Source organism: Emticicia sp. SJ17W-69 (genome assembly GCF_051209875.1).
In the GTDB taxonomy this organism is placed as follows: Bacteria; Bacteroidota; Bacteroidia; order Cytophagales; family Spirosomataceae; genus Emticicia.
This window is the reverse complement of record NZ_JBNTQY010000001.1, coordinates 5483686-5509208: the sequence shown is the minus strand read 5'-3', so window position 1 is coordinate 5509208 and position 25523 is coordinate 5483686. Positions and strand designations below refer to the sequence as shown.

Genomic DNA, 25523 nt, shown 5'->3' with positions numbered 1-25523 from the left:
AAACACTTTAAAGGTTGAATTTTTATTTTTTTGAAAACCTAAAAAAGGCGTAACTACAAAAGCTACTCATTGCCGTAAGCAAATGCCAAACAGCATGCCCTTGATACCATGAATAAGGGTCGCAGCCTATTTTTTGTACATCTAAAGTACGAATCTTAACAGCTACAAACATTAATATAAAGCCCAAAATGCCCAAAATTAGCGACTTTTCTTTTCTAAATTGAAAAAAATGGGTGGCTATGAGTATCATCAAAAGTAAAATCATGGCTGGGAGCAATTGACTACTTGAAATCATTAAAGCAATTTTTAAAAAACCAATAATGATACATACTAAAGTTCCAAACCAAAGTTTTTTTGCCCTTTCGGAAAAGTCTATTTGATGAAAAACATGATAAAAGCCTATTCCCAATAAAGAGATAGAAATACTATAAGTACCATTCATATCAACCCTCTGTCCCAAATAGGTAAGCGAAGCATGAAAAAAAGCACTTCCAAAACACAAATAAATAAAGCAAATACCCATCAAACCTGACAATATTGGAAACTTTTCAAGCAGATTTTGTGTGATTGCTGCTTTATTTTTGAAATCTTCCCAAGCAATTTGAATAATCAACATTCCAAAAAAGAAATACGTCAGGTTGGAATAAGTATTCATTGACTGGTGAAAAAGCTTTTCTACATTATTAAACTCACAATATTCAACGGTTAGGGCCGATTTACTAATTGTCATTCCGTCCCAGATATGTCCATTTAAAAAAGTATTTAAGCCCATCCAAATCACTATCATGATGATGGTAAAAATGAATGATTTGATAAGACACTTGAGAAATAATTGCTTGGTCATAGATTTAAAATTATTTCTCAAAATCAGTTTCGAGCAATTGTTTTTCGTTGAATAAGCCACCTATCGGTTTTTTATCTCTCAATTTTTTGATTTCACTTGCCGAGATACCTTTCCCTTCTTTTGCAAATGCGTTTTGGATAAATCTAATAACATCAGCGATGTCTTCATCGCTGACATCTTTATTATTAATCAAACCAGGCATTTCGTTGTTTAACTGATATAATTTCCCGTTTACATTAATAGGCCCACTCAAACCATGTAAAATAATAGATGCTAAGCGTTTCATTGAACCATCCACGTACTCTGAGCCTTTGAGTGGCGGTGCTAAATCTTGGATACCTTTACCATCAGCACCGTGACAGGTTGCACAAATCGAGCGGAATAGTTGTAAGCCTTTGGTTCGATTATCAACTACATTTTTCTCCTTAACAAAAATTGGATTTAACTCTTTTTTCTGATGATTGGTAATAGCCAAAGTCAAATTGTTTTTGAGCAAAGCTGATGGATTTTGAGTATTTAGATATTGTTCTTCTTTTCCATCAAGACTACTCACGATTGCTTCTTGAAATACTTTTTTATCAGCATATTTTTTTTCAATTTGAGCAAGAATAGGCAAGAAAGCATCACTTGATTTTAGCCAATTATTTAAAGAAAATGCTAAATAAAGATCAATGGCTTCATTATTTTGAGCTAATAACTTTGTACTAATAGCCATCATTTTGCTTTGCAACTGAGGTGTTGCAAAACGTTCTAAAAGTCCTAAAGCATGAGCAATAGTTTCGGGTTGTTTTGATTGCTCAATAACATCAGAAAGGACGCTAAAAGGAAGAGCATTTAAGCCTTCTAAAACATAAAGTGCATGAATAGCCTTTGAAAACTCATTGTTACTCTTTGCCAAAGTAATCAAATCTTTGCTAATAGTTAGATCTTTTTTCTGAATCAATATTTGTTGACATCTGTCTCTCAACCAACCATTTGGACTACTTAATAAAGCCAGTAATTCTTTATTAGTCGCTTTTGTCAAATCTGGAATCGAGTTGAGTTTGCTTGTTTTGTTGACGACTTTCAAAATACGTCCTGCATTCTGCAAAGTGTCTAACTTCTTATTGGCCAATTGCTCTGTTAAATACTGTGAGATATAAGCTTTGTGTTGAATAATACCTCGGTGCATATCTACGATATACATGGCACCATCAGGCCCATTAAATAAATTGACTGGGCGGAAACCTTCGTCGGTTGAAGCAATGAATTCTTTGCCCGCAATGGCTTGATTTGCAAGGGTTTGCGTATTGTCAAAATTTAATATGTTTCGTTTGATAAGATTAGCTTCTGGCACGCACACAAAAGCGTTTTGATCATAAGCATTGGGGAATGCTCCACCTCGATAAATCAATGGACCACAAGAAGCCGTAACTTCTGTTAAAAACCCTCTTTCATCTAATACACCTTTTTGATAACCACGATTAACTGATGTTTGATGAATCGGGAACACCTTATTATTTGTTAATTTTTGACCCTCAGAAATGGAAGGTTTAAAATATTTGTTTCTGATAACTTTATTTGGCAAAACATAATCGCCTTGCAGTTGGACGCTGTTATTGTTATAATAAAGTCGTCCAAAATTGTCTTTCGTAATGCCCCATTGCCCACGATAGCTTGTAGGTTCTTTTATCCATTTTCCATTTTTTAACTGATACCTAAAATTATAATTAGAGTTATAAATCCAGTTATCAATATTCATCATCAAGCCATTAGATGAGTGTTCTACATTGCCACCTTCTGCATACACAGGGTCAACCAATGTTTTTTTTCCAGGTTTATCGTTTTTTATTTCAACAAACCAGAGTTTTGGTCCATCCACGTACAAAAGTCCACCATAGACATGAGCCAAACCACGAGGCAAAACGAGTTTATCTAAAAATGTTTTCGAATGATCTATCACACCATTTTTATCAAGGTCTTCCAAAATTATTATTTTACCGTTAGGCTCATCTTCTCCAATGCCTTCGAGGTTGGGCATATAGCCAATCATTTCTACGACCCACATTCGCCCTTTATTATCGAAATCCATGCTTACAGGGGCTTTCAATAAAGACTCAGAGGCAATTACACTAAGTTCAAAGCCATCTTCGATTTGGTAGCCTTCAAGCGAAACTTTTGGTTCTTTGAAAGAAATGATTTTGAAACCAACAATAAAGATGGAAAGCATTAATAGTGAGGCAAATGCAATTTTGAATGGCACTTTCGTAGTCATGTCTGTTAAGGTTTTTAATTGTTTTTTTAGGAAACATTCGTCATATAATAACTCCTTGAGGACGGATGTTTGTTTTAAAAGAATCTTTAAAATTACCTAAATCTTTTAGTTGCCAAACATCTCTTACAAGGAAATTGCATTTTAGGTCAATTTTGTTGAAATTAAAAGCAAAATTTGCGGATTTTCGTTGCTCAATCGGAAATATGTTACTTGGGTTTTATCAAAATTTATACTGTTGAATATCCCAACTTCTTATAAATTTCATCAACGGAAAGTCGATAATAGTTGCTCAAGGACTTAGAAATTCTTTTTGAAAACAACTTATTTTTAAATTATCAAGAGAGTTTTATGGTGTGTTTGAAAGGTGTAAAACCAGTTAAATAAACCGTTGGAGCATCCATTGCAGGCAAAGCTCCTCTCAGCAGAATATTCTTATGCTCGACTTTCCCTGAGCTAAAATTAATGCTATCATTGCCAACGGTGTATGTGCCTTTTTCGTCTGAAAAAAGATAAGCATTTTCTTTTTTGTTTGATTTTGTAACACCCGAAAAAGTACCGCCTACTCTAAAAATTAATTCTAAAGAAACAGGTACACCTTCAGTTCCGCTCATGTCTATTACAATTTCAAGACTATTGTTGGCTTCTTTAATTTTTACAATTGTTTCAAGTTGTTGAATTTCACTTTGTTTCCTGAGTGTTCTTGGCATTTTATCGAAATCACCATCGGGTGAGATTTTTTCTTTATCAAGCGGTTGAAAATAAGGCCCTTCGAGTGATTTTCGTAAAATCCATGTATCACCTTGTTGCTCAATTTTTTCTGACTCAAATTGCCCTTTTCCAAAAAATGAGGCCGCTACACGCATTGCCTGCAAAACAGCATTGCCTTTGTGAAAGGTCAGCCAACTGGTATTATTTGATAAAATGGTTGAATCCCAATTATTGCGTCTAATACGCACCACACCTGAATATGGAAATGCCTTTGCGTAGCTTGTCGGCAAAGATTTATCGGCGGGTAATTCTTTCCAAAGTGTAGGATCTTCTAAAAAATAATCAAGAAAGCCTGCCAATTGTTCTTTGGTGCTGGTCTTTTCAATTTGTCGAGTCATTGCAGCCATTTCACCATTATTTTTTCGTAAAGCCATAAAACGATAGCAATAATAGTATTTCGACATATTACCTATTGTACCTTTATCTTGTCTGTTCGATGCCTCAGTAACAACCTCGCCATTGGGATGAACGTAGTACAATGTCATTTCGAGATTTTTAAGCACAGGTTCTAATAATTCAGGTTTATTAAGTCCTTTTGCCATTATTATCAACGAACGATTGACAATAGGCGAATAGCTATTGGTGCTTTTCTCGGTATATTGCCCATCTGGATCGAGGTCTATGTGTTCTGCCAACCATTCGTCAATGCGAGTAATGTAGCGTTTATCAGGGAATAATTCATTGAGTTTAGTCAAAGCTGCCGAAACCACCCAACGATGATTTGGCGTATGGATTCCACCAACGATTAGAGCTTCACCTGCATTTTTCAAGAATTTTTGTAGCAAATCAAGTGTATTTTCAATGCCTTTTGTATTTGATTGTTTCAGAAACTTGTATGCAGGAACGATGTTTTCTAAAACAAAAGCTGTATCGGGTGTTGAGTGGAAATTGGTTGCCAATAAATCAATCGTACCATCAATGTGCTGAAATTTTAACATAGCCTTTGTCGCATCTTCTACTTCTTTCAATATATCTTTTGATTGATAAAATGAAGATTCTGGGCATGACATGAGCATACAGGCTTTGCCAATAAAACCACTGGTTGTATGAGGGTTGGGTATTTCAACATCATCCATATAACCTCCCCAATACTTATGATTAGGGTCTGTAACTTTTAGTGCTTTAAAATTGGGAAGTTGTTGGTCATGGATTTTTATCCATTCGATAAGCCAAATAGGTTTATTATCTGTTTTTGGGAGAAAAGTACTAAAGCCAATAAAAGGTACGGCACAAAGGGAAGTAGCTCCCATAGCTACAAAATCTCTTCTATTCATGAGTGGTTGATATGTTAATATATTTGTTGGTGATGTGTAATTAGATAAAATTCTCTTCCTTGTTGAGAGCGATATTATTGTACAATTCTAAGACAAAGTTTTGTTATTTTTGCTTACTTCAAAGAAAAAAATAAAACTTTCTTTTTAACAGGACTCCAAATCTTAAATACACTTGCCTGATTCATCGCACTTCTTACTCCGTCTGTCAATTATTATGTACCATTCTTCTATTTTAACTTAAAAAAATAATTGAATCTATCTATCTTTATGGTTAAAATACTAAAAACCTATAAATGAAAATACGCTTATTACTCTTTTGCTTATGTAGCTTTGCCACAACTTATTTTAGTCAAGACGCTTTCGGACAGAAAAAACAATTCTTACTTTCGGGAACTGTAAAAGATGCTGAAACTGGCTCACCACTCGAAAATACCAGTATCCTTTTTTCGGGTATGACAGTTGGTGTTTCTACCGACTCTTTAGGTTATTTTTCGATATTGCTACCGCCTAAATCTTACCAAATTGTTGTCAGAACTTTGGGCTATAAAATCAGAATTGAAAGATTTTCTCTTAGCCAAAACCTTAATTTCGATTTTCTTTTAGAAAAAGTCCCTCGCTTGCTTGATGAGGTAGTAATTACTGCCGAAAAAGCCGATGCTAATGTCAATCGGACCATTATGGGTGTCGAAAAAATCTCTGGAAAAACCTTAAAAAAACTTCCCAACTTGATGGGTGAAGCAGATGTCATCAGAAGTATCATGCTTTTGCCAGGCGTTTCAACAGTAGGAGAGGGGGCTTCTGGTTTCAATGTCAGAGGGGGAAATGTTGACCAAAACCTAGTACTTTTAGACGGTATTCCGCTTTTTAATACCTCTCATTTATTTGGTTTTTTCACAGGTTTCAATGCCGATATGGTGCAAGATGTCAGCCTTTTTAAGGGCGGCATCCCATCAATGTATGGCGGAAGAGCATCTTCAGTTTTGGATGTTAGACTGAAAGAAGGAAATTTTGATAAATGGAGTTTGCAAGGTGGTGTAGGGCCAATTTCCAGCCGTTTGCTTGTGGAGGGACCAATTTTTAAAGGAAAAACGTCTATTATTGTTGGTGCAAGAGCCTCATTATCAGACTTTTATTTGAAATATTTCAATAACCCTGCTTTGAAACAAAGTAAAGCAAATTTTTATGACATCAATGCAAAAATCACGCATAAATTTGGCAAAAATCAACGCATTTCTTTGGCTGCCTACACTAGCGATGATGCTTTTAAATTTGCACAAGACACACTTTATTCTTGGAATACACGCAATGTTAGCCTCAAACACAATGCGTTGATTGGCAATAAAATCTCCCATAATTTAACAGTTTTTTTGAGCAAATACCAATATGGCATTACAGGTCTAAAGCCTCAATTTGAATACAAATGGCAACCTTCGATTATACAAAAATCTATTAGAGAAGATTTAAGTTATGAAGTATCTAATAAAAGCCGAATTGATTTTGGTGGTGATTTTAGCCTTTACCGAAATGATGCAGGAAGTTTACTTCCAAATGCTCCGCAATCAATCATTGAGGCATTCAAAATGCCTGTGCAGCAATCAAGAGAAATGTCGGTTTATGCAGGGCATAGCCTAACTTTAAGTCCAAAAATAAGTATTGATTATGGACTAAGATATGCTTTTTATCAACTTGTTGGCCCTGACAATGTCTATAACTATCAACTTGGAAAACCCCGAGAAATCGAAACAATTACCGATACATTGACTTATAAAAAAGGCTCAGTCATTAAATCTTATGGTGGTTTTGAGCCTCGTTTCTCATTTGCCTTCAAGATTGATTCGAGTTTTTCTGTCAAATTAGGTTTCAATCGGATGCAACAATTTATGCACTTACTTTCCAATACAATGGCGATTTCGCCTGCCGATATTTGGAAAAATAGTAATGCTCAATTGCCACAACAAATTGCCGACCAGTTTTCGATTGGTGTTTTTAAAAACTTCAATAATGCACAAAATAGTACTTTTGAAACTTCGGTCGAAGTTTATTACAAAAACCTGAAAAATGTTATTGACTATGTGGATGGAGCGGCACTTTACCTCAATCCAACTGTAGAAACACAACTTTTGGTTGGAAAAGGGTATGCTTATGGTGCTGAGTTTTTCATCAAAAAAGCAAGAGGAAAAAAGCTAACAGGTTGGTTATCATATACTTACTCTCGTACATTCCGTCAAATAGAGGCAAATGAAAATCAAGTTGGAGCAAATTTTGGACTTAGATTTCCTGCCAATTTTGATTCGCCACATAACATCAAATTTGTGTTGAATAACCGTTGGAGCAAGCGAATTACGTTTAATGCCAATTTTACCTATAATACTGGTCGCCCAATCACCTACCCGAATGGTCGTTATAAAATTTATGCGTATAATGATGTTTATGACTACATGGTTGCCAAAGGTTTGAATCCAAGACAAGGACTTGACAAAAGGTCTTATGTATATAATGGTCAAACGTATGTTTTTTTAGAAAATGCTACCATTATTGAAAACCTTGATGGCTATGCTTCGCCAAGTTTTACCCTCCGAAATGCCGAAAGAATACCTGACTATTTTAGATTAGATGTAGGACTAACGCTCGACCCCAAGGAAAAAAGCAAAATGAATAGCAGTTGGAATTTCTCGATTTATAATATTTTGAATCGCCAGAATGTCTATTCCATTTATTTTCGCTCATCAACGGGTTTAAGAAACTTAGCACGTACTTATAAACTCTCCGTTTTGGGAGCAGCCATTCCATCACTAACTTATAATTTTAAATTCTGATGAAAAAAATAGCTTTCTTTCTCATACTTTGTTCGTTATTTTTTTCTTGTGAAACAGAAATAGATGACTTCAAAACAAAAAATTTAAGCAATGCCATTGTTGTTTATGGCGAAATGACCAATCAAAATGGGCCATATAGCGTAAGATTAAATCGCACAAGTTCGTACTCACCTTATGACGTAACCGAGTTTCAAGGACAGGTTATCAAAAATGCCGATGTGAAAATTGTTGATGGTTTAGGAAGAATGACGCAATTGACCGAAATTCGTGCGGGTTTTTACCAAACAAGCCCTTTGTTTAAAGGGGTAGCCAACCAAAAATACCAATTAAAAATTAAAACTTCTGATGGCATAGAAATCGAGTCAACACCTGAAGAACTCAAATTACCTACACCTTTGAGCGAGTTTTCGTACAAATTTATCAATGCCGAAAAAGTTGAAGATATGCGATTTGATTTGAAAGCAGCCATAAAAGATTCGAAAGAAACCGAAGATTATTATTTTATTAAACGCCAAGATTTTGTTCAATTCCTGACAACTTGCCCTGAGCCACCGCCACCACCTGCTCCAACGCCTGTTTGTTATTCAAAATGTTGGCGAGCTCCACTCAATACACAACCAATTTTAGTCAATGATTTTTTGGTAAATGGGAAAAATATACCACTTTCTCTCGGAAGCGTAAATTTACAAGACTTTCCTGACTGGGTTGTGCAATTGGATGTTTTTTCAGTTTCAAAAGAAACTTATAATTATTGGAAACGCCAAGAAGATCAACGAGTCATAGGTGGAGGACTTTTCGATAAAATTCCTGCTCAAATTATCGGTAATTTGAAATGTACCAATAATGCAAGCCAAGAAGTTTTGGGAATATTTCTGGTTGGAGGCGTTATAAAACAACGACTAACAGTTGATAGATTTAATGCAATTACTCCTGAAATACTCCAAAAAGTACAGTTTTATGCAAATTTCCATAATATTCGCTACAAAGATGCTCCGCTTTGGGATTGTAAAAATGCTGGTTTTGTTGATTATAATATAGGTTATACGTTACCTGATTTATTTTGATTTTTTCTCAAATATTTATTTGCAATTTGTTGATTCTAATGCTTTCGCTTGCATATAACTCCATAAGTGCTGAAATTGCAGGAAATTTCTAATAGTCGAGTGTTTTTCACAGATACTCGACTACTATGAATTTTGTTAATTATCATCATTTTTCTTCAAGAAAAAACTATCGACTACGGTCTATTGACCATCGACTAATATATGAGCGTAGTAAAAAAATTAGCGAGCGATACTGCTCTATATGGTATTAGTAGTATTGCAGGGCGATTCTTGAATTGGCTTTTAGTAGCAGTTCACACACGGGTTTTTCATCAGCCCAAACTTCTTGCTGATAATAATCAGTTGTATATCTATGTAATTTTGCTGAATATTTTCTACACGTATGGCATGGAAACTGCATTTTTTAGATATGCCAACAAAAAGGAAAATCGACAAGAATATTATAACCTTATTCTCTCATATATCATTCTGACAAGTGTTGCTTTTTCTACAATCATTTATTTCTTTGCTACACCTATTATCAATTGGATGGGTTTTCCAGGCAAGGAAAGACTGATTGTTTGGTTTGCTATTATTTTAGCAACTGATGCCATCGCAGCTATTGTATTTGTGAAGTTAAGAGCTGAAAATCGAGCAAAACGTTTTGTTTTTATTCGATTAACGAATATTTTCATCAATATCGGACTCAATGCTTTTTATTTGATGTTTTGTAAATATATCCATGAAGGACTTTTTCTTAGTTCATGGAAACCTTTTGCCGACTTCTTCTATAACCCTGCAATCGGCCCAGATTATATTGTTTGGGCAAATTTCATTGCCAGCCTAATTACAATTTTACTTTTATGGCGAGAATTTGTTGACTTTAAATTTAGTTTCGATTTCGAGAAATTTAAGCCTGTTTTAGTTTATGCTTATCCGCTACTTATTATGGGCATTGCTGGAGCAATCAATCAAACAGCCGACCGTGTGATGTTTCGAGAAATACTCCCCGAAGGTTTCTACAAAGGTTTTAGTACCGACGACGCTTTTAGTATTTATGCAAATGTCTATAAGTTATCAATTTTTATGTTGCTCGTGGTGCAAGCATACCGCTATGCCGCCGACCCTTTCTTTTTCTCAAAAGCTGAAGATAAAAACTCGCCTTCGATGATTGCTTTGGCCACCAAATGGTTTACGATTGCTTGTATTTTGATTTGGGTAGGTGTCAGTATCAATATAGATTTGATTAGCTTGATTTTGGGTAAAAACTATCGTTCAGGAATTGTTGTTGTGCCAATTTTACTATTGGCAAATCTATTTGTTGGAGTTTATCAAAATATGTCGATGTGGTTCAAATTGAGCGATAAGACTCATTTTGGGACATATTTCACCATTTTGGGAATGATTCTGACGGTTATTTTAAATATCATCTTGATTCCGATTTTGGGTTATGTTGGCTGTGCTATTACCTTCGCCTTCTCTTCATTCATAATGATGTTTTTGTGTTATTATTATGGACAAAAATATTATCCAATTCCTTATGAACTCAAATCGGTGAGCATTTATCTTATCGCTGCTGGTTTGTTGATTTTTGCTTCTTGGCAAATCAAAATAGAGAATCCATACATTGCTATTCCTTTACATATTGTCCTAAGTTTATTGTTTTTATTTGGTATTGTTGTTTTGGAAAGAAAAAGCTTGGGTTTGAGCAAAAAATTTAAGTTTTAATGTAACACAATGTTGTTCGCAACGCCGATTCTAAATTGTGCCTACAAATCAAAAGAAAATATAGGGGGCTGAAATACAAAATGAATACAGAATTTACCATAATTATACTAGCTTTCAATGAAGAGCAGCATCTTCCTCGCTTGCTTGAATCAATCAAGGCACTTGATGCCCAAACATATATTTTAGATTCGGGAAGTACCGACCGCACGCTCGAAATAGCAGCAAATTATGGAGCTACTGTAAAATATAATAAGTTTGAAAATCACCCAAAACAATGGGATTTTGCCTTAAAAAACTTCCCAGTCAGTACGCCTTGGACGATCGGGCTTGATTCTGACCATATTGTTTTGCCCGAATTATTAAAAATGTTACAGCATTTTAAAAATTCAACAACACCAGCCGATGTAAATGGTATTTTCTTTAATCGTAAAAATTACTTCAAGGGGCGTTGGCTCAAACATGGTGGATATTTTCCGAAATATTTAATGAAAATGTTTCGCACGGGTATCGGTTTTTCAGATTTGAATGAAAACATGGATCATCGTTTTGTAGCCCCAGGAAAAAATATTGTTTGGGAAAAGGGCTATTTAAAAGAAGAAAATCTCAAAGAAAATCGCATAAGTTTTTGGATTGAAAAACATAACCGTTATAGCGACCAAACAGCAAAAGAAGAAGTTGAACGAAAAAAGCAACTACGTAACCAAACAATTCAACCCAAGTTTTTTGGTAGTCCAGACCAGCGTACGGCATTTTTAAAGAAAATTTGGTGGGGAATGCCTCTTTTTGTTCGCCCATTTATCTACTTTTTCCATAGATATTTTATTCAATTGGGGATTTTAGATGGAAAAGAAGGTTTGATTTTTCATTTCTTGCAAGCACTTTGGTTTAGATTTGTAGTTGATGTGAAGATTTTTGAGATTGAAAGTGAGGAAAGACAGTCCACAGTCGGCAGCCCACAAGTCAATAGTAAACCATAAATCTATTTTAACCTTCAATTCTTTAAACATGGCAGATCTGATATGTTACTTCGACTTTTAAAACAATCGCAATGATGTGCCACGTTTGGGTTTGCATAATTCCTTCAATAATTTATTTAAAACAAAATGAGTAAACCATCAATAAGTATTCTTGGCTGTGGTTGGCTGGGTTTGTCCCTCGGGAAGCACTTTTCTGAAAACAATTATATCGTAAAAGGTAGTACAACTAACGAAGAAAAATTGCTTATTTTGACAGAAAATGGCATCGAAGCGTTTCGCATTCAAATTAATCCACAAGTTGTTGGCGAAAATGTGGATAACTTTCTAAGCACACAAACACTTTTGATAAATATACCGCCACGCATCAGCTTACAAAAAACAGATGCCCATGTAGAGCAAATTTCTAATTTGCTTTCACTCATCAAAAACGCTTTTATCAAAAATATCATTTATATAAGTTCAACTTCAGTTTACCCAGAATTGAATAGAGAAGTATTTGAAGATGATGTAACAACACCCGAACAATCAGCCAGCTCAACAATGGTGAAAGCCGAAAATTTACTAAAAGATTTCTGTAAAAATTCAAATATTAATTTGACAATATTACGTTGCGGCGGTTTGATGGGTTATGACCGTATTCCAGCTAAATATTTTTCAGGCTGGAAAGGACTCACCACAGGCGATATTCAAGTAAATTATGTGCATCGTGATGATGTGATAAAAGTAGTAGAGACAATTATAGATAAAGAAATTTGGAATGAAACCTTCAATATTGTGTCGCCAATTCACCCCACCAGAAAAGAAATTTATGCAAGAAACTGTGAAGAATTAGGCTTTGAAATGCCCGAATTTGTAACACCAAACGAAGCTCCGCCATTTAAAATAATTAGCCCTAAAAAGTGGTTAGAATATTCGGATTATCAATTCATTTATGAAAACCCACTTGATTTTTACTACAAACGAGCTAATCAATGAGCGTGGTCGTGGCTGTGAAAAACACGGCGATGTTCTTTCCAATTTATCCAATAGGCAGTAGCCATTGTCAAGGCTCCAATGACATTGAAGGTAATTTCATAAATACCTTTTGCCAAAAATAAACCGATTAGATTAAAAGAAAAAGCAAAAGCGAGTAGTATAAGCGGTAAAGCGTTTTGGTGATTTCTATAATCTTTTACCAATAAAAAAACTGCGATAATAGCACTGACTCCTATCAAATAAATCTCCGAACGTTCACTAATAAAGCTACCACTCAGAAAAGGAATAGCAGTGATAAGAAAGGGCATAGCAATACAATGAATTGTACAAAGAATGGAAAGCCACAAGCCTACTTTATTGAGTGTATGATAATGAGTGATAATTTTTCGCATAGAAATTTAAACAAACGTAATGCCCTTGCAATGCTGCTGCAAAGATAAAGTAAATATGCAACATCATTGCAAATAAATTAGTTCAATTTATAAAACAGGTTTCTAAATGTATTTTTTTGTTTAATTTTATAGAAATGTTACAAAAAAACAGATTGACTATTGCTAATCAATCTGTTTTCTCAAATCTTTTATCTCGCTTCTCGAATCTTATTTTATGACTACATCAAAAGGCATTCTTGCTTGAATTTTATCCAAATTTTGAAGATTTTTCAATTGTTTAGCATAAGGAGCAAAGTCACCCAAATATGCTTTCAATTTTGACTCTTCTTGGTCATTGCTGAATTTCTCCATGATTGTTTCAAAACTTGACTTTTTGATAGGCAAATATTTTACTCTATAATCGCCCTCTTTCAATTTTGCCTTTTTAGCAGCTACTTCAATTGCAACATCTATTCCCCCTAAAATATCAACCAAACCATTGGCTTTTGCTTGGGTTCCTGTCCAAACTCTGCCACCAGCAAGTGATTTTAGTTTTTCGATACTCATGTGGCGACCTTTTGCTGCTTTTGAGGTAAAGTTTTCATAACCTTTATTCACACCATTTTGAATCATATTCTTTTCGGCATCATTCATGGTACGAGTGGCTGATGGGGAATTAGCATATTTATGTGAAACAACACCATCAAAAGTTATCCCAAGTTTTTCGTTCATTAACTTCTCCGCATTGAATATTACACCAAAAATACCAATCGAACCAGTCAATGTGGTTGGTTGTGCCACAATCGTGTCGCAACCCATTGCCATAAAATACCCACCCGAAGCAGCATAGTCGCCCATTGATGCGATGACAGGTTTCACTTTTTTGGTTAATTCTACTTCTCTCCACATAACATCAGAAGCCAAGGCACTTCCACCACCTGAGTTGATTCTAAGTACAATGGCCTTGATTTTTGAATCTTTACGAGCTTTTTGAAGTTCTTTTACAATTTTCTCCGAACCAATGTTTTCGGAATTGCCTTCACCCGAAACAATATCTCCTTCTCCTACGATGACGGCAATTCTATTAGAATTATTACCTTCTTTTACTAACTTATCAGCTTTCAAATATTTATTTAAGCCTATATACTCTATTTTTTTGTCGTCTTTGTTATCTATTGCTTTGCGTAGTTCTTTTTCAAACTCATCCCAATACCCCACATTTGTAATCAATTTATATTTGACAGCATCTGCTGGTTCTTGAATTAAGGCATTATTTAAAATATTATTCAAATCTGCCATCGGAATTTGACGAGCTTGGGCAATTTCTCCATAAAAATTATTCGCCATGTCAGAAATAAATGACTGTGTTTGTTCACGATTGGCATCACTCATTTTTGTCAGGAAAAATGGTTCAACAGCACTTTTATATTCACCAACCCTAAAAATCTCAGGTTTCACACCAATTTTGTCAAATAAACCTTTCATAAAAGGGTATTCAGCACTTAAACCATTAAAATCTAAACCACCTTGAGGAGTTAGATAGCTTTTATCCGCAACCGAACAAAGGTAAATCGCACCTTCAGTCATTGTTTCTCCATAAGAATAGATAAATTTCTTCGATTTTTTGAAATCTAAAAGATATTCTCTGACTTCTTTCAATGTAGCCAAACCGCCCATTGGATATTCTGCTTTCAAATAAATCCCTTTGATATTTGGGTCGATTTTAGCATTTGCCAAGGCTTCTTTGATTTGTGGTAAGCTAATTTGCCCAGGAGAATTGCCGCCCGACAAAATTTCAGTAAATGGGTCTTCTTCAGCAGCATTTTCTCTAATTACTTGATTCAAGTCAAGTTTTAGAACTGAATTAGAAGCGACAGTCGTTTTAGTGTCTGAACTCGACATCGCAGCACCGATTCCTATTAATAGGAAAAAGCTAAGAAGAGTGAACAGGAAAATTCCGACAATAGTAGCAAAAACGTATTTCAAAAATTGTAACATAATACGGTTATAAGTTTAGTTTTCTTTATGACTACAAAAATATATGTAGATACAGTAATTTTTTTAAAGAGTTTGATAAAAGGGGGATATAAGTTATGAGTTCTGAGTTCTGAGTGCTGAATGTTGAGTTTAGGGGGTGGCAATCTTAATTGTAACTCATAATTCAGCACTTTAAGCCCAACATTCTTTAAAGTTTATTGGCAATTTTTCTGTCATTTGACAAGCGAGGAACTTTATTCTGACCGCCCAATTTACCTTCTGAACGCATATAGTCGATGAAAGCATTTTTTTTGAGTGGGGTGATGACCAATTTTTTCAGAATACTTCCAGCAATCAAATCATCATAATAAACATTCAACTCCGTCATTTTGTTGTCTAAATCATTGGTGAACTGTTGCATGTCACGTGGTGGAACGGCAAACTCGATGAGCCATTCGTGGTAAGGTAAACCTTCATTTGGTGCAACCATCGGAGCGACAGTAAACTCTACAATTTCTACTTCTGGGTGTCGTTGGCAGGCAAACTTCATGGCTTTTTCTACTTCTTCTCCAATGACGTGTTCGCCAAAGGCTGAAATAAAATGTTTGATTCTACCAGAAACAATCACTCTATAAGGATTTAGCGAAACAAATTTTACTGTATCCCCAATCGAGTAGCCCCAAAGTCCGGCGTTATTATTAATGATAAGAGCATAATTTTTGCCTATTTCTACTTGCTCAATGCTTAAACGTGTAGGTTTTTCATTAAAAAACTCTTCGGCAGGAATAAATTCATAGAAAATACCTGTATCTAATAAGAGCAACATCCCTTCATGGTTTTGCGAATCTTGGTAGGCAAAAAAACCTTCGGATGCAGGAAAGAATTCAATGGAGTCAATTTTTTTACCAATTGAATCAAGCAATTTTGCTCGGTAAGGTTCAAAATTTACACCACCATATACAAACAAATCGAAAGTTGGGAAAACATCTTTTATCTTTTTGCCTGTACGTGCTTGAATTCTATCAAAATACATTTGTACCCACGGTGGGATTCCCGAAATCAAACTCATCGGTTGGTCAATCGTTTCGTCAATGATTTTCTCTAATTTTGTTTCCCAATCTTCTATACAATTGGTTTCGTAAGAAGGCAAACGATTGGCTTGCAAGTAGGCAGGCACATGGTGGGTAGAAATTCCAGAAAGTCGTCCAGTTTTAATTCCTGCATTTTCGTGCATCTCAGGACTTCCCGAAAGAAAAATAAGTTTGTTATCTAAAAATTTTGCCTTACCTGTTTCGTTTATATAATTAAGCAGAGCATTTCTGGCAGAATCAATATGGTTATGAATTGAATCTTTTGAGATGGGGATATATTTTGTCCCCGAAGTGGTGCCCGAAGTTTTAGCAAAATATAGTGGTTTTCCTTGCCAAAGAACATTTTCCTTTCCCTCTAAAATTTGATTAATATAAGGTTTTAAATCCTCATAATCACGCACAGGGATTGCCTGTTTGAAATCATCATAATTATGAATATCTTTGAAATAATGGTCTTTGCCAAAAGCTGTATTAACAGCTTGATTAACAAGTTGTTGTTGCCATTTGGTTTGTACCTCTGCTGAGCGACTAATCCACTTTTTTTGTTTTGCAACAACGTATGCTGCTAATGGTTTACTAAGGATAGAACGAATTCCCATTTTCAATAAATAATTATAATTGAGGCCTTAGAAATATTCATAAAAAGCCTAAAATAAATAGCATACAGGAAGATATTTGGCAAAGATAATAGTTTTTTACTACTCTCAACTATTATAAGTGGAACTGATATGTAAAGGTATAAAAGTTAAATACTTTTTTCTTTTTCAATACTTTTTCAAGTTTTTAGGAATATTTTGCAAATAATAGTTGTAAATTTGCGGGCAAATCAATTTTTTTAACCCATAAAGCTCAAAATGGCTGGACTGTTTAATTTCCTCACGAGTGACATCGCGATTGACTTGGGTACTGCAAATACCCTCATTATCTACAAAGACCAAATAGTTGTAGATGAACCCTCTATTATTGCTTTGGATAAGATTACCGGAAAAGTGTTAGCGATAGGACACAAAGCAATGCAAATGCACGAGAAAACTAACGAAAATATAAAGACTATTCGTCCACTCAAAGATGGTGTAATTGCTGACTTTACTGCTGCTGAATTGATGATTCGTGGCATGATTAAGATGATTGAGACGGGTCGTAGTTGGTTTTTTTCTCCTTCACACCGAATGGTCATTTGTATTCCATCTGGTATCACTGAGGTTGAGAAACGTGCGGTAAAAGATTCAGCCGAACATGCTGGTGCAAAAGAAGTGTATATGGTACATGAGCCTATTGCTGCAGCGATTGGAATTGGTATTGACATTGAGCAGCCTAATGGTTCAATGATTGCCGATATTGGTGGTGGTACTACTGAGATTGCTGTGATTGCCCTTTCGGGTATTGTTTGTGAGGCGTCGGTTCGTATCGCAGGTGACTTGTTTACGAGAGATATTGTTGATTATATGCGTCGTGAGCATAACTTGCTTATTGGTGAGCGTTCGGCCGAATTTATCAAAATTCAAGTGGGTGCTGCATTACCAGATTTGGATAATCCTCCTGCTGATATTGAAATCCGTGGTCGTGACTTAATGACTGGTATTCCGAAAGAAATTAAAGTTACTTATAGTGAAATTGCTTATGCTCTTGACAAATCAATTTCAAAAATTGAAGAAGCGATCATGCGTGCCTTAGAAATGTCGCCACCAGAGCTTTCGGCTGATATTTATGAAAATGGTATTTATTTGACAGGTGGAGGAGCATTACTTCATGGCTTAGACAAACGCTTGGCTATTAAAACAAAATTGCCAATTCACGTTGCTGACGATCCGCTTCGTGCCGTTGTTCGTGGAACTGGTGAGATTTTGAAAAATATCGAAAAGTATAGAGCAGTTATTGTTCAATAATTTTTTGAGATATGAGTTATGAATTATGAATTATGAGAGTAGCATTCCTAATGCCATTAGGAGGATACATTTAATTTCATAATTCATAATTTATAATTCATAATTCATAATTCCTTTAAAAATGTCGCAACTCTTCCGACTTATATTTCGCATACGAAATTTTCTTTTGTTTGTTATCTTAGAACTTGTCAGTTTTTGGTTGATTGTAAAAAACAACCTTTACTGGGATGTGTCTTTTTTTAATACTTCCAATTATTACGCTGCCAAAACACTTGAAAGTTCAAATTATGTAAAAAATTACATGAATTTAGGGAGTGTAAATGATCAATTGATAGCTGAAAATGCTCAATTAAAGAAAATTGTTGTATCAATGCAGCAGTTTAAAGGGCGTGAAGGAGATTATTATAAAGTTGACTCGGCGTTTGCTAAACGATTTGAGTTCAAAGTTGCGAAAGTTGTCAATAATACAGTGAACCTGACAAATAACTATTTAACACTTGACAAAGGAACATTGGATGGTATTGAACCTGGTATGGGTGTTATTTGTCCACAAGGTGTTGTTGGGCAAGTGATGCAATGTTCGGAACATTTTTCTCGTGTGTATTCAATCTTACATGCCAATTTCAATGTTTCTACGGAGGTTAAAAACCAAATACTTCGTACCAAAAACGATAAAGCATTAGGAATTGCTAAATGGGGTGGACTGAATCCACGCGTAATTGATTTAACTACCATTGACCGTTTTAAACCAATCAAAAAAGGCGATTCAGTTATTACTTCCGAGCAAAATGTTATTTTTCCATCGGGAACAATGCTGGGCAAAATTCGTAAACTAAGTGCCAAACAAGACCAAGCTTTTTTTGATATTGAGGTTGAATTAGCAACCGATTTTCAAAATTTGTCTTATGTGTATATTGTAAACAATAAGCTCAAAAAAGAACAAGAATTAATAGAGCAAGCAACCACCGAAATTAAAAAATGAATTCTCAAACTGTCATAAGATTAGTGCTGACTTTCGTCATTTATTTGATTTTGCAAATTGTGGTTATTCGCAATTTTGTATTTTTCGATGTGGCGTTTTGTTTTGTGTATATTGCCTGTATTTTATTATTGCCCGACGAAATTGCTCCTATTTGGGTGATTTTAATAAGTTTCTTGATTGGACTTTTAGTAGATATTTTTTATAATACTGCTGGAATTCACGCCTCGGCTAGTGTGCTGATTGGTTATTTGAGAGGTTATATCATCAAGTTTTTGTTTCCAACCAAAGGAGTCGAAAATGAAATCGTTATTACTCTCAAAGATATGGGAGCTGAAAGATTTGTGCGTTATGTGGCAGTACTTACATTGATACATCATTCAACCCTATTTTTTGTAGAAGCTGGCGGTTTTCAATTTTTTCTTATTACCATATTGAAAATTATTTGTAGCGTTGTGTTTACCACGTTTATGATTATAATTTTACAATATTTGAGAGGAAATTAAATGTTTAAATATCGCAATGGCGAATGGTAATTTAGAATTGAGCGTTAAGAATTAAGAATACTCGTCGCTACGGATATGAAGTATTCGTAGCGACGAGTATTGTGAGATGATATTATTATGAAATTAAGAAATTACTTTTCCCTACATAGTTTTTGCTATATTTTACTTTTCTTCTGTTGTTTACTTACTTTTTCTTGTAAAAAAACGTCTTCTTCGGGTATTACTGAGGTTGATAGTGTTGCTTTAAAGAAAGAAGAAGCACGCATCAGAAAAGAAATAAATGCTGACCAAAAAGCAGCTCTAATTGAGCAGGTTATTCAGAAAAAAATCACAGAAGGATTTAATGGTAATGTACTAATTGCCCAAAAAGGAGTAATTATTTACCAAAAAAGCTATGGTTTTGCTGATTTTAAAGATACCATCAGAAACAATCTCCAATCAAAATTTCAATTAGCTTCTCTTTCAAAAACATTTACGGCAGTTGCCATAATGAAGCTTGCTGAGCAAGGTAAAATAGGCTTAGACAATACCGTAAAAGACTATTTTACAAATTTTCCTTATGATGGCATTACGATTCGAAGTTTGCTTTGTCATCGTTCGGGTTTGCCATTCTATCAATATACTTTCGATAAGGTTGTTCGAGAAAATAAAGTTTATCCAACCAATCAGCAAATGATGGAATGGTTTGCTACTACACAGCCAACGCCTAAAATGTTTAATCAGCCAGACCATTATTTTGGCTATAATAATACAAACTTTGCTATTTTGGCAGCACTTGTAGAAAAGGTTTCAGGCAAACCTTTCGATGAATATATGAGAGAGAACCTTTTCAAACCAGCAGGTATGAAAAACTCATTTATTGTGACTACCAAGAATGACTCAATTAATATCAATCGAACTTTTGGCTACCAGTTTGGGCAACGTTTACCGAAAGATTATTATGATGATATTACAGGAGATAAAGGGGTTTACTCAACTGTGGGAGATTTGTTTAATTGGTATAAAGCTTTGAAAAACAATACCATTATTAATAAAGAATCTTTTCGAGAAATGATTACACCACGTAGCTTTGAGTTTCCTGGACTACGAAATTATGGTTATGGTTTTCGTCTTTGGGTCGATTCAAAACAACAGACTGAATACGTCTATCATACAGGCTGGTGGAAAGGTTATAATACCATCATGTTTTTCGACCCACGAGAAGATTTTGTTATTATTTTAGTCAATAATCGCTACAATCGCTCAGTTTATAATGTAAAAAGTCTCATCGAAATCATGCACGGAGGCAACCGTAGCTCTACAATGGAAGAGAGTATTTTGGATGAATAAACAAAGATATTTAAGACTGAAAGAGGCTTATGGCCTCTTTTTTTATAGCTTTAATTCAAAACGTTTCACTTCACCAGTACCCATAAAGCGTATACGAGTACCTACAATTTTGCCTATGTTTTTTGTATAATCACTCTGGTATGCAAGTACATCATTGATGTAAATCTGTATCTTCTGATTTTTGGCTACGCATTTTACTTTTACCCAAGTGCTGTAATCTACTCCAAAAGCTGATAAATTATGTGTTTTACCATTGATTTCTTCATCAGCAATTGTCATTTTTAATTCTCCCACACAACCCTTAATACTCAATGGAATGGCAATGATTCCCTCCGAACCTAACAATAAAATTCGACTTTGCTTACAAACCCCACTACTTCTCGAAAAAGTATTTCGCAGTTCAGTTTCCATCACAAAAGCATTGCTATTGACCACATTTTTTGTAGAAATATTATGTAAATCTGTCCAAATATTTTCGGTTTGTAAATCTATATTTTGACTGCGTAAATCTGCCTCACTGATACCAACAACATTGCCTTTTTGAATCTGATTTTTATGGAAATAAATTGGTATTTTTTCTGTTTCGAGCGTACCTAACCACCCATCTGATTCTATGAATAAATCATGGTCTTTTACAATCGAATCATTCAAAATCAATTTAGCTCTAAAATATCCTGGTGTGTAATAGGTGCTGGTATATTCGTGGAGGTTTTTATCAACTTTATAACGGCGTTTTGGGTCCCAACTTTGTTGAATAAATACCGAGTCGGCATTAGAATTGACAGCATTGTATTCAAAAATAACGGTATTGGGTACACCCAATGTTACGGACTTACTTGTGAAATGAATATTGCTGAATTCGAGTTTTTTTTCTTGTCTTTGAAATGCCCATAAAATACCTATTAGGCCCAAACAAAAAACAATTAAAAACGACCATTGAAATTTTTTAAAAATACTTTTAGGTTTGATTTTGATAATAATTTCGTCGTCGAAACCTTTCTTTTTTTCGCCTCCGTTGTTTCTAAATTCTCTCCAACTTTCATAACCCACAAACTGAGCCAAAGCATTGAGCGTAGCCAAATTGGGCGAGCTATCGTATTTTACTTTTCCCCAAATTCGTTTGAGTGTACTGCTGCTAAGTGAGACTTTCGTTTTCTCGAAAATTCGTTCGCTCAATTCCTCAAAATCTTGATTTTGCCATGTGGCACTTTTGCCCCAAGACAATTGAGACTCAATCAATTCTTTGCATTGTTCTATGTAGATACGCTCGTCAGTCATTGAAAATCAGTATGTTATGATTTGAACAAACTTGAATAAGGTTTGAAAAAGCTTAGTTTTGATAAATTTCGCAACTTTGGCTTGTTCAAAATATTTACAAACCAAAATTATATACTAAAATGAAAAGAACTGTTTTTTTTATTGCTTTATTATTTGTGGTGTTTAATCTTTCTGCCCAAGACAAAGCGAGTCGTCCAAGCCCACCAGCTCAAGCAACAGCTACCATAAACGGCAAAACTATTACAATCGACTACAGCCAGCCATCGGTCAAAGGTCGTGAAATTTGGGGTAAGCTCGAACCTTATGGAAAAGTATGGCGTGCGGGAGCCAATGAAACAACTGCTTTTACATTATCGGCTGATGCAACGGTGGAAGGGAAAAAATTAGCTGCTGGGAAATACGCTTTTTTTGTAATTCCAAACGAAAAAGAGTGGACTATCATTTTCAACAAAACCATCAAATGGGGAGCGTTCAGCTACAAACAAGAAGAAGATGTATTGCGAGTAAATGTACCCGTAAAGAAAGCCAAAGCATTCACAGAAAAATTGACCTATGAAATATCTGACAAAGGCGTGGTTTCATTGACTTGGGAGAATGCAACAGCCAGTTTTAAAATAAAATAAATTACTCAAATTATGAAAAAAGCTATCATTATTACATGGCTATTATCAAGTCGATTAATGGCTCAAACGCAGGTTTCTGACTTTACAGTTTTCAATCGAAGCATTTCGACAGTGAGTGAAAATGGGAAATCAATCATTCGATTTAGCGAAGCAAAATTAGAAGGCTTGGCGTGGTTAAATGGTAAAACATTTGCGGAGGGAACAATTGAGTTTGATGCCAAAGGAAGAGACGAACTACAAAGAAGTTTTATTGGCGTGGCTTTTCATGGGCAAAACGATAGCACTTATGAGGCCATTTACTTTCGCCCGTTCAATTTTCAAACTACTGACCCTGTGCGACACATACATGCGGTACAGTATATTTCTCACCCAAAATATGCTTGGAAAATGTTGCGTGAAACCCGAAACGGTGAGTTTGAGAAAGAAATTCAGCCTGCTAATGTGCAAGCCACCGATTGGTTTCATGCAAAAGTAGAAGTTCGCAATGGTCGAATAAAAGTATTCGTTAATAATGCTACTACACCATGTTTAGATGTACCAACACTCAACCCAAATGTAAAATCAGGTAAAATTGGACTATGGGTGGGCGATAGTTCTAATGGAGATTTTGCTAATTTAAAGTTTTTTTGATATCGAGAAAAGTCAATGCCATAGGTGATTCTTGGTATTGGCTTTTTTATTTTAGCTGTTTGTTATTTTTAGTTATTGACAATTTCCTAAGATTCTGGCTGTAAAAACACTGCCGCTTACAGCCGAAAAACCAGCATTGAGTTGCACAAAATTTCCGCCTTGATAAATCACATTTGAGGCATTAGGAATAGCATTTGTGCCAGTGGTACTAACACTATTGGCAGCTTTCTGATTACTCGTGATTGGGCCAGTTGGTGTGAGTGTATTGGGGCAATTTGTAATCCCATATTTAAGAATCGAGCTAAAATTTCCTGTCATAAAAAACGTGCTTTGATTCAAAACAAAATAATCTTTGATAAATGAAGTTGTTGGAGATAAACCGCCTAGCATTGGTATATATTTAGGTGTCCAGGTTGTACCACCATTGTTTGTTGTAAAATAAATGCCCCTCAAATAATCAAAACCAAGAGCAATACCATTGTTTGTATCAAAAAATTTGATGTTAAGTAATGTAATTGTACCACCTATACTACTTGGACCTAAATTTTGAGATGTCCATGAAGTACCGCCATTAGTTGTTTTCAAGAAATTGCCATTTTCGGTAACTGCATATCCATTGTTTGCATCTAAAAAAAATATATCCCTAATATTTGAGGCGATACCACTTGTTTGTTGTGACCAATTGATACCACCATTCGTAGATTTCAGAATTTTCCCGTTGGCACCCGTACACCAAGTTGTATTTGCATCTAAGAAAAAGACTGAATAAATATGGTCTGTGATGCCACTTGACTGGCTATTCCAAGTGCTTCCGCCATCGGTAGTGGAAAATATTTTTCCGCCTGCTCCGACTATCACGCCAGTCGTAGGATTGATAAAGTGAATATCGTATAAAGACACAACTGAAGAACCAACAAGGGATTGTTCGAACCAATTTTCACCGCCATCAATAGTTTTAAAAACTTTACCATTAGCCGAAACCCCATTATCCCCCACAACCCAACCTGTGGTAGAGTTTATAAAAAAAGCTTTATTGAGTTGAAGGTTCGCATTACTCAATTTAGTTGTCCATGTATTTCCACCGTTGGTAGTTTTCAATACTTTTTCGTTAGTTGACCCTCTACTTACAACCCATCCATTGTTGGCATCAACAAAAAATACAGAGCTACTGGTGTTATTAATCGATACACCCGAAGAGATAGAAGTCCACGATACTCCAGCATCGGTACTCTTCTGAATATTTCCACGATTACCTACGGCAATAATATTATTTATATTTTGAAGTGAAACCGCTCCCAAAATAGTAATAGTCGATGAGAGATTTCCGTTTAACACAATGTTCCAATTAGCCCCACCATTAGTAGTTTTAAAGATAAATCCCTTAAAATCTAAGGCAAAACCATTGGTTTGGTCTAAAAAAGTAACATCTGCAAAATTATAAGCATTCGAAATACCAACATTTGAGTTTGTCCATGTTGCTCCGCCATCTACGCTTTTTAAAATCACTCCCAAATTTCCTACTGCCCAGCCTATCAAGGAGGTTTTAAATTGGATGGCTTTCAAAGTAACGTTAGTACCACTTACCATATCCTCCCATGTAGTACCCCCATCGGTTGATTTCGCAATTCGCCCAGCAGTGCCTACAACCCATGAGTTTCCTGAATTATCCGAATATAAATCATTTAATATTGGGTTTAAGCTAACCGAACCACCAAGCGTCCAAGTGGCTCCGCCGTTGCTCGTGCGTAATGTAACTCCAAGATCACCAACTGCTATACCGTTAGAAGCATTTATAAACTGTATTCCAAAAAGATTGGTTTGTATTCCTGAATTTTGTACTACCCAAGTTTGCCCTCCGTCGGTAGTTTTTATAATTGTCCCATAAAAACCAACTGCCCAGCCGACCAAGTTACTGACAAAGAAAACTTTATTTAAACCGATACAAGATGTATGATTTGTTACCGACCAACTTGTTCCACCATTAGAGGTCTTCAGAATAACGCCACCATCGCCAACAGCCCAACCAACGTTTGTATCAATAAAATAAACATCATTTAATTTATTTCCTTGTGGTAGAGGATTTTGCCAAGTAGCTGTTTGGGCGAATAGATTATAATGGATTGAAATAAAAATGAGCAAAAAGAGTATCTTTTTCATGGAGAAATGTTTTTATA

The 25523-nt window shown here is 35.2% G+C and carries 20 protein-coding genes; 11 read left to right on the top strand and 9 right to left on the bottom strand.

What is annotated here, in order from left to right; genetic code table 11:
* Positions 1 to 22: 22 nt before the first annotated feature.
* The 4 genes from ACQUQZ_RS22655 to ACQUQZ_RS22640 form a co-directional block, all read right to left on the bottom strand.
* Positions 23 to 844, bottom strand: a complete 822-nt coding sequence (locus ACQUQZ_RS22655) for a ceramidase domain-containing protein (RefSeq protein ID WP_435357364.1) — start codon at positions 842 to 844, stop codon at positions 23 to 25.
* A 10-nt stretch (positions 845 to 854) separates the two neighbouring features.
* A complete protein-coding gene (locus ACQUQZ_RS22650) occupies positions 855 to 3098 on the bottom strand; it encodes a PVC-type heme-binding CxxCH protein (protein ID WP_435357363.1) in 2244 nt (747 codons plus the stop codon).
* Positions 3099 to 3138: 40 nt separating this feature from the next.
* Complete coding sequence (locus ACQUQZ_RS22645; protein ID WP_435357679.1) at positions 3139 to 3294, bottom strand: hypothetical protein; 156 nt, start codon at positions 3292 to 3294, stop codon at positions 3139 to 3141.
* 139 nt (positions 3295 to 3433) lie between these two features.
* Positions 3434 to 5140 (bottom strand): hypothetical protein, encoded by a 1707-nt coding sequence (locus ACQUQZ_RS22640; protein WP_435357361.1) that lies wholly within the window; start codon positions 5138 to 5140, stop codon positions 3434 to 3436.
* A gap of 293 nt (positions 5141 to 5433) precedes the next feature.
* Here ACQUQZ_RS22640 and ACQUQZ_RS22635 point away from each other — a divergent pair, with 293 nt between their 5' ends.
* From ACQUQZ_RS22635 to ACQUQZ_RS22615, 5 genes are all read left to right on the top strand, one after another.
* Entirely contained in the window at positions 5434 to 7956 is a 2523-nt protein-coding gene (locus ACQUQZ_RS22635; RefSeq protein WP_435357360.1) for a TonB-dependent receptor, read from the top strand.
* A complete protein-coding gene (locus ACQUQZ_RS22630) occupies positions 7956 to 9020 on the top strand; it encodes a DUF4249 domain-containing protein (RefSeq protein ID WP_435357359.1) in 1065 nt (354 codons plus the stop codon). Before ACQUQZ_RS22635 ends, ACQUQZ_RS22630 begins: the two co-directional genes overlap by 1 nt.
* Positions 9021 to 9221: 201 nt before the next feature.
* Positions 9222 to 10727: a lipopolysaccharide biosynthesis protein gene (locus ACQUQZ_RS22625; RefSeq protein WP_435357358.1), complete on the top strand. Its 1506-nt coding sequence runs from the start codon at positions 9222 to 9224 to the stop codon at positions 10725 to 10727.
* 80 nt (positions 10728 to 10807) lie between these two features.
* Positions 10808 to 11704, top strand: a complete 897-nt coding sequence (locus tag ACQUQZ_RS22620; RefSeq protein WP_435357357.1) for a glycosyltransferase family 2 protein — start codon at positions 10808 to 10810, stop codon at positions 11702 to 11704.
* A gap of 126 nt (positions 11705 to 11830) precedes the next feature.
* Positions 11831 to 12679 carry an NAD-dependent epimerase/dehydratase family protein gene (locus ACQUQZ_RS22615; protein WP_435357356.1) on the top strand — a complete coding sequence of 283 codons (849 nt, stop codon included), beginning with the start codon at positions 11831 to 11833 and terminating at the stop codon, positions 12677 to 12679.
* Here the strand turns inward: ACQUQZ_RS22615 and ACQUQZ_RS22610 are convergent.
* From ACQUQZ_RS22610 to ACQUQZ_RS22600, 3 genes are all read right to left on the bottom strand, one after another.
* Positions 12673 to 13071: a MerC domain-containing protein gene (locus ACQUQZ_RS22610; RefSeq protein ID WP_435357355.1), complete on the bottom strand. Its 399-nt coding sequence runs from the start codon at positions 13069 to 13071 to the stop codon at positions 12673 to 12675. The two genes, ACQUQZ_RS22615 and ACQUQZ_RS22610, sit on opposite strands and share 7 nt — an antisense overlap.
* A gap of 207 nt (positions 13072 to 13278) precedes the next feature.
* Positions 13279 to 15048 carry a signal peptide peptidase SppA gene (gene sppA, locus ACQUQZ_RS22605; protein ID WP_435357354.1) on the bottom strand — a complete coding sequence of 590 codons (1770 nt, stop codon included), beginning with the start codon at positions 15046 to 15048 and terminating at the stop codon, positions 13279 to 13281.
* Positions 15049 to 15235: 187 nt separating this feature from the next.
* Positions 15236 to 16717 (bottom strand): GH3 auxin-responsive promoter family protein, encoded by a 1482-nt coding sequence (locus ACQUQZ_RS22600; RefSeq protein WP_435357353.1) that lies wholly within the window; start codon positions 16715 to 16717, stop codon positions 15236 to 15238.
* Positions 16718 to 16972: 255 nt separating this feature from the next.
* Between ACQUQZ_RS22600 and ACQUQZ_RS22595 the strand changes: the two genes are divergently transcribed.
* The 4 genes from ACQUQZ_RS22595 to ACQUQZ_RS22580 all read left to right on the top strand — a co-directional run bounded on the left by ACQUQZ_RS22595 (position 16973) and on the right by ACQUQZ_RS22580 (position 20818).
* Complete coding sequence (locus tag ACQUQZ_RS22595; protein WP_015028530.1) at positions 16973 to 18004, top strand: rod shape-determining protein; 1032 nt, start codon at positions 16973 to 16975, stop codon at positions 18002 to 18004.
* Between the two features lie 121 nt (positions 18005 to 18125).
* Positions 18126 to 18986 carry a rod shape-determining protein MreC gene (gene mreC, locus ACQUQZ_RS22590; RefSeq protein ID WP_435357352.1) on the top strand — a complete coding sequence of 287 codons (861 nt, stop codon included), beginning with the start codon at positions 18126 to 18128 and terminating at the stop codon, positions 18984 to 18986.
* On the top strand, positions 18983 to 19489 hold the full coding sequence (locus ACQUQZ_RS22585) for a hypothetical protein (protein WP_435357351.1): 507 nt from the start codon (positions 18983 to 18985) through the stop codon (positions 19487 to 19489). Before mreC ends, ACQUQZ_RS22585 begins: the two co-directional genes overlap by 4 nt.
* 117 nt (positions 19490 to 19606) lie before the next feature.
* Complete coding sequence (locus ACQUQZ_RS22580) at positions 19607 to 20818, top strand: serine hydrolase domain-containing protein (RefSeq protein ID WP_435357350.1); 1212 nt, start codon at positions 19607 to 19609, stop codon at positions 20816 to 20818.
* A gap of 42 nt (positions 20819 to 20860) precedes the next feature.
* Here the strand turns inward: ACQUQZ_RS22580 and ACQUQZ_RS22575 are convergent, their stop codons facing one another.
* Positions 20861 to 22096, bottom strand: coding sequence for a hypothetical protein (locus tag ACQUQZ_RS22575; protein ID WP_435357349.1), 1236 nt, complete (start codon positions 22094 to 22096; stop codon positions 20861 to 20863).
* A gap of 119 nt (positions 22097 to 22215) precedes the next feature.
* Between ACQUQZ_RS22575 and ACQUQZ_RS22570 the strand changes: the two genes are divergently transcribed.
* Positions 22216 to 22719 (top strand): DUF2911 domain-containing protein, encoded by a 504-nt coding sequence (locus ACQUQZ_RS22570; protein ID WP_435357348.1) that lies wholly within the window; start codon positions 22216 to 22218, stop codon positions 22717 to 22719.
* Between the two features lie 12 nt (positions 22720 to 22731).
* A complete protein-coding gene (locus ACQUQZ_RS22565; protein WP_435357347.1) occupies positions 22732 to 23349 on the top strand; it encodes a hypothetical protein in 618 nt (205 codons plus the stop codon).
* Between the two features lie 72 nt (positions 23350 to 23421).
* Here the strand turns inward: ACQUQZ_RS22565 and ACQUQZ_RS22560 are convergent, their stop codons facing one another.
* The gene (locus ACQUQZ_RS22560) at positions 23422 to 25506 is read right to left on the bottom strand and encodes a WD40/YVTN/BNR-like repeat-containing protein (protein ID WP_435357346.1); all 2085 of its coding nucleotides are present in this window, start codon (positions 25504 to 25506) and stop codon (positions 23422 to 23424) included.
* Positions 25507 to 25523: the final 17 nt, after the last annotated feature.

Excerpts from the sequence above, each read along its gene's own strand:
- ACQUQZ_RS22655 (WP_435357364.1), bottom strand. The coding sequence starts at position 844 with ATGACCAAGCAATTATTTCTCAAGTGTCTTATCAAATCATTCATTTTT.
- ACQUQZ_RS22650 (WP_435357363.1), bottom strand. The coding sequence starts at position 3,098 with ATGACTACGAAAGTGCCATTCAAAATTGCATTTGCCTCACTATTAATG.
- ACQUQZ_RS22640 (WP_435357361.1), bottom strand. The coding sequence starts at position 5,140 with ATGAATAGAAGAGATTTTGTAGCTATGGGAGCTACTTCCCTTTGTGCC.
- ACQUQZ_RS22635 (WP_435357360.1), top strand. The coding sequence starts at position 5,434 with ATGAAAATACGCTTATTACTCTTTTGCTTATGTAGCTTTGCCACAACT.
- ACQUQZ_RS22630 (WP_435357359.1), top strand. The coding sequence starts at position 7,956 with ATGAAAAAAATAGCTTTCTTTCTCATACTTTGTTCGTTATTTTTTTCT.
- ACQUQZ_RS22625 (WP_435357358.1), top strand. The coding sequence starts at position 9,222 with ATGAGCGTAGTAAAAAAATTAGCGAGCGATACTGCTCTATATGGTATT.
- ACQUQZ_RS22620 (WP_435357357.1), top strand. The coding sequence starts at position 10,808 with ATGAATACAGAATTTACCATAATTATACTAGCTTTCAATGAAGAGCAG.
- ACQUQZ_RS22615 (WP_435357356.1), top strand. The coding sequence starts at position 11,831 with ATGAGTAAACCATCAATAAGTATTCTTGGCTGTGGTTGGCTGGGTTTG.
- ACQUQZ_RS22610 (WP_435357355.1), bottom strand. The coding sequence starts at position 13,071 with ATGCGAAAAATTATCACTCATTATCATACACTCAATAAAGTAGGCTTG.
- sppA (WP_435357354.1), bottom strand. The coding sequence starts at position 15,048 with ATGTTACAATTTTTGAAATACGTTTTTGCTACTATTGTCGGAATTTTC.
- ACQUQZ_RS22600 (WP_435357353.1), bottom strand. The coding sequence starts at position 16,717 with ATGGGAATTCGTTCTATCCTTAGTAAACCATTAGCAGCATACGTTGTT.
- ACQUQZ_RS22595 (WP_015028530.1), top strand. The coding sequence starts at position 16,973 with ATGGCTGGACTGTTTAATTTCCTCACGAGTGACATCGCGATTGACTTG.
- mreC (WP_435357352.1), top strand. The coding sequence starts at position 18,126 with ATGTCGCAACTCTTCCGACTTATATTTCGCATACGAAATTTTCTTTTG.
- ACQUQZ_RS22585 (WP_435357351.1), top strand. The coding sequence starts at position 18,983 with ATGAATTCTCAAACTGTCATAAGATTAGTGCTGACTTTCGTCATTTAT.
- ACQUQZ_RS22580 (WP_435357350.1), top strand. The coding sequence starts at position 19,607 with ATGAAATTAAGAAATTACTTTTCCCTACATAGTTTTTGCTATATTTTA.
- ACQUQZ_RS22575 (WP_435357349.1), bottom strand. The coding sequence starts at position 22,096 with ATGACTGACGAGCGTATCTACATAGAACAATGCAAAGAATTGATTGAG.
- ACQUQZ_RS22570 (WP_435357348.1), top strand. The coding sequence starts at position 22,216 with ATGAAAAGAACTGTTTTTTTTATTGCTTTATTATTTGTGGTGTTTAAT.
- ACQUQZ_RS22565 (WP_435357347.1), top strand. The coding sequence starts at position 22,732 with ATGAAAAAAGCTATCATTATTACATGGCTATTATCAAGTCGATTAATG.
- ACQUQZ_RS22560 (WP_435357346.1), bottom strand. The coding sequence starts at position 25,506 with ATGAAAAAGATACTCTTTTTGCTCATTTTTATTTCAATCCATTATAAT.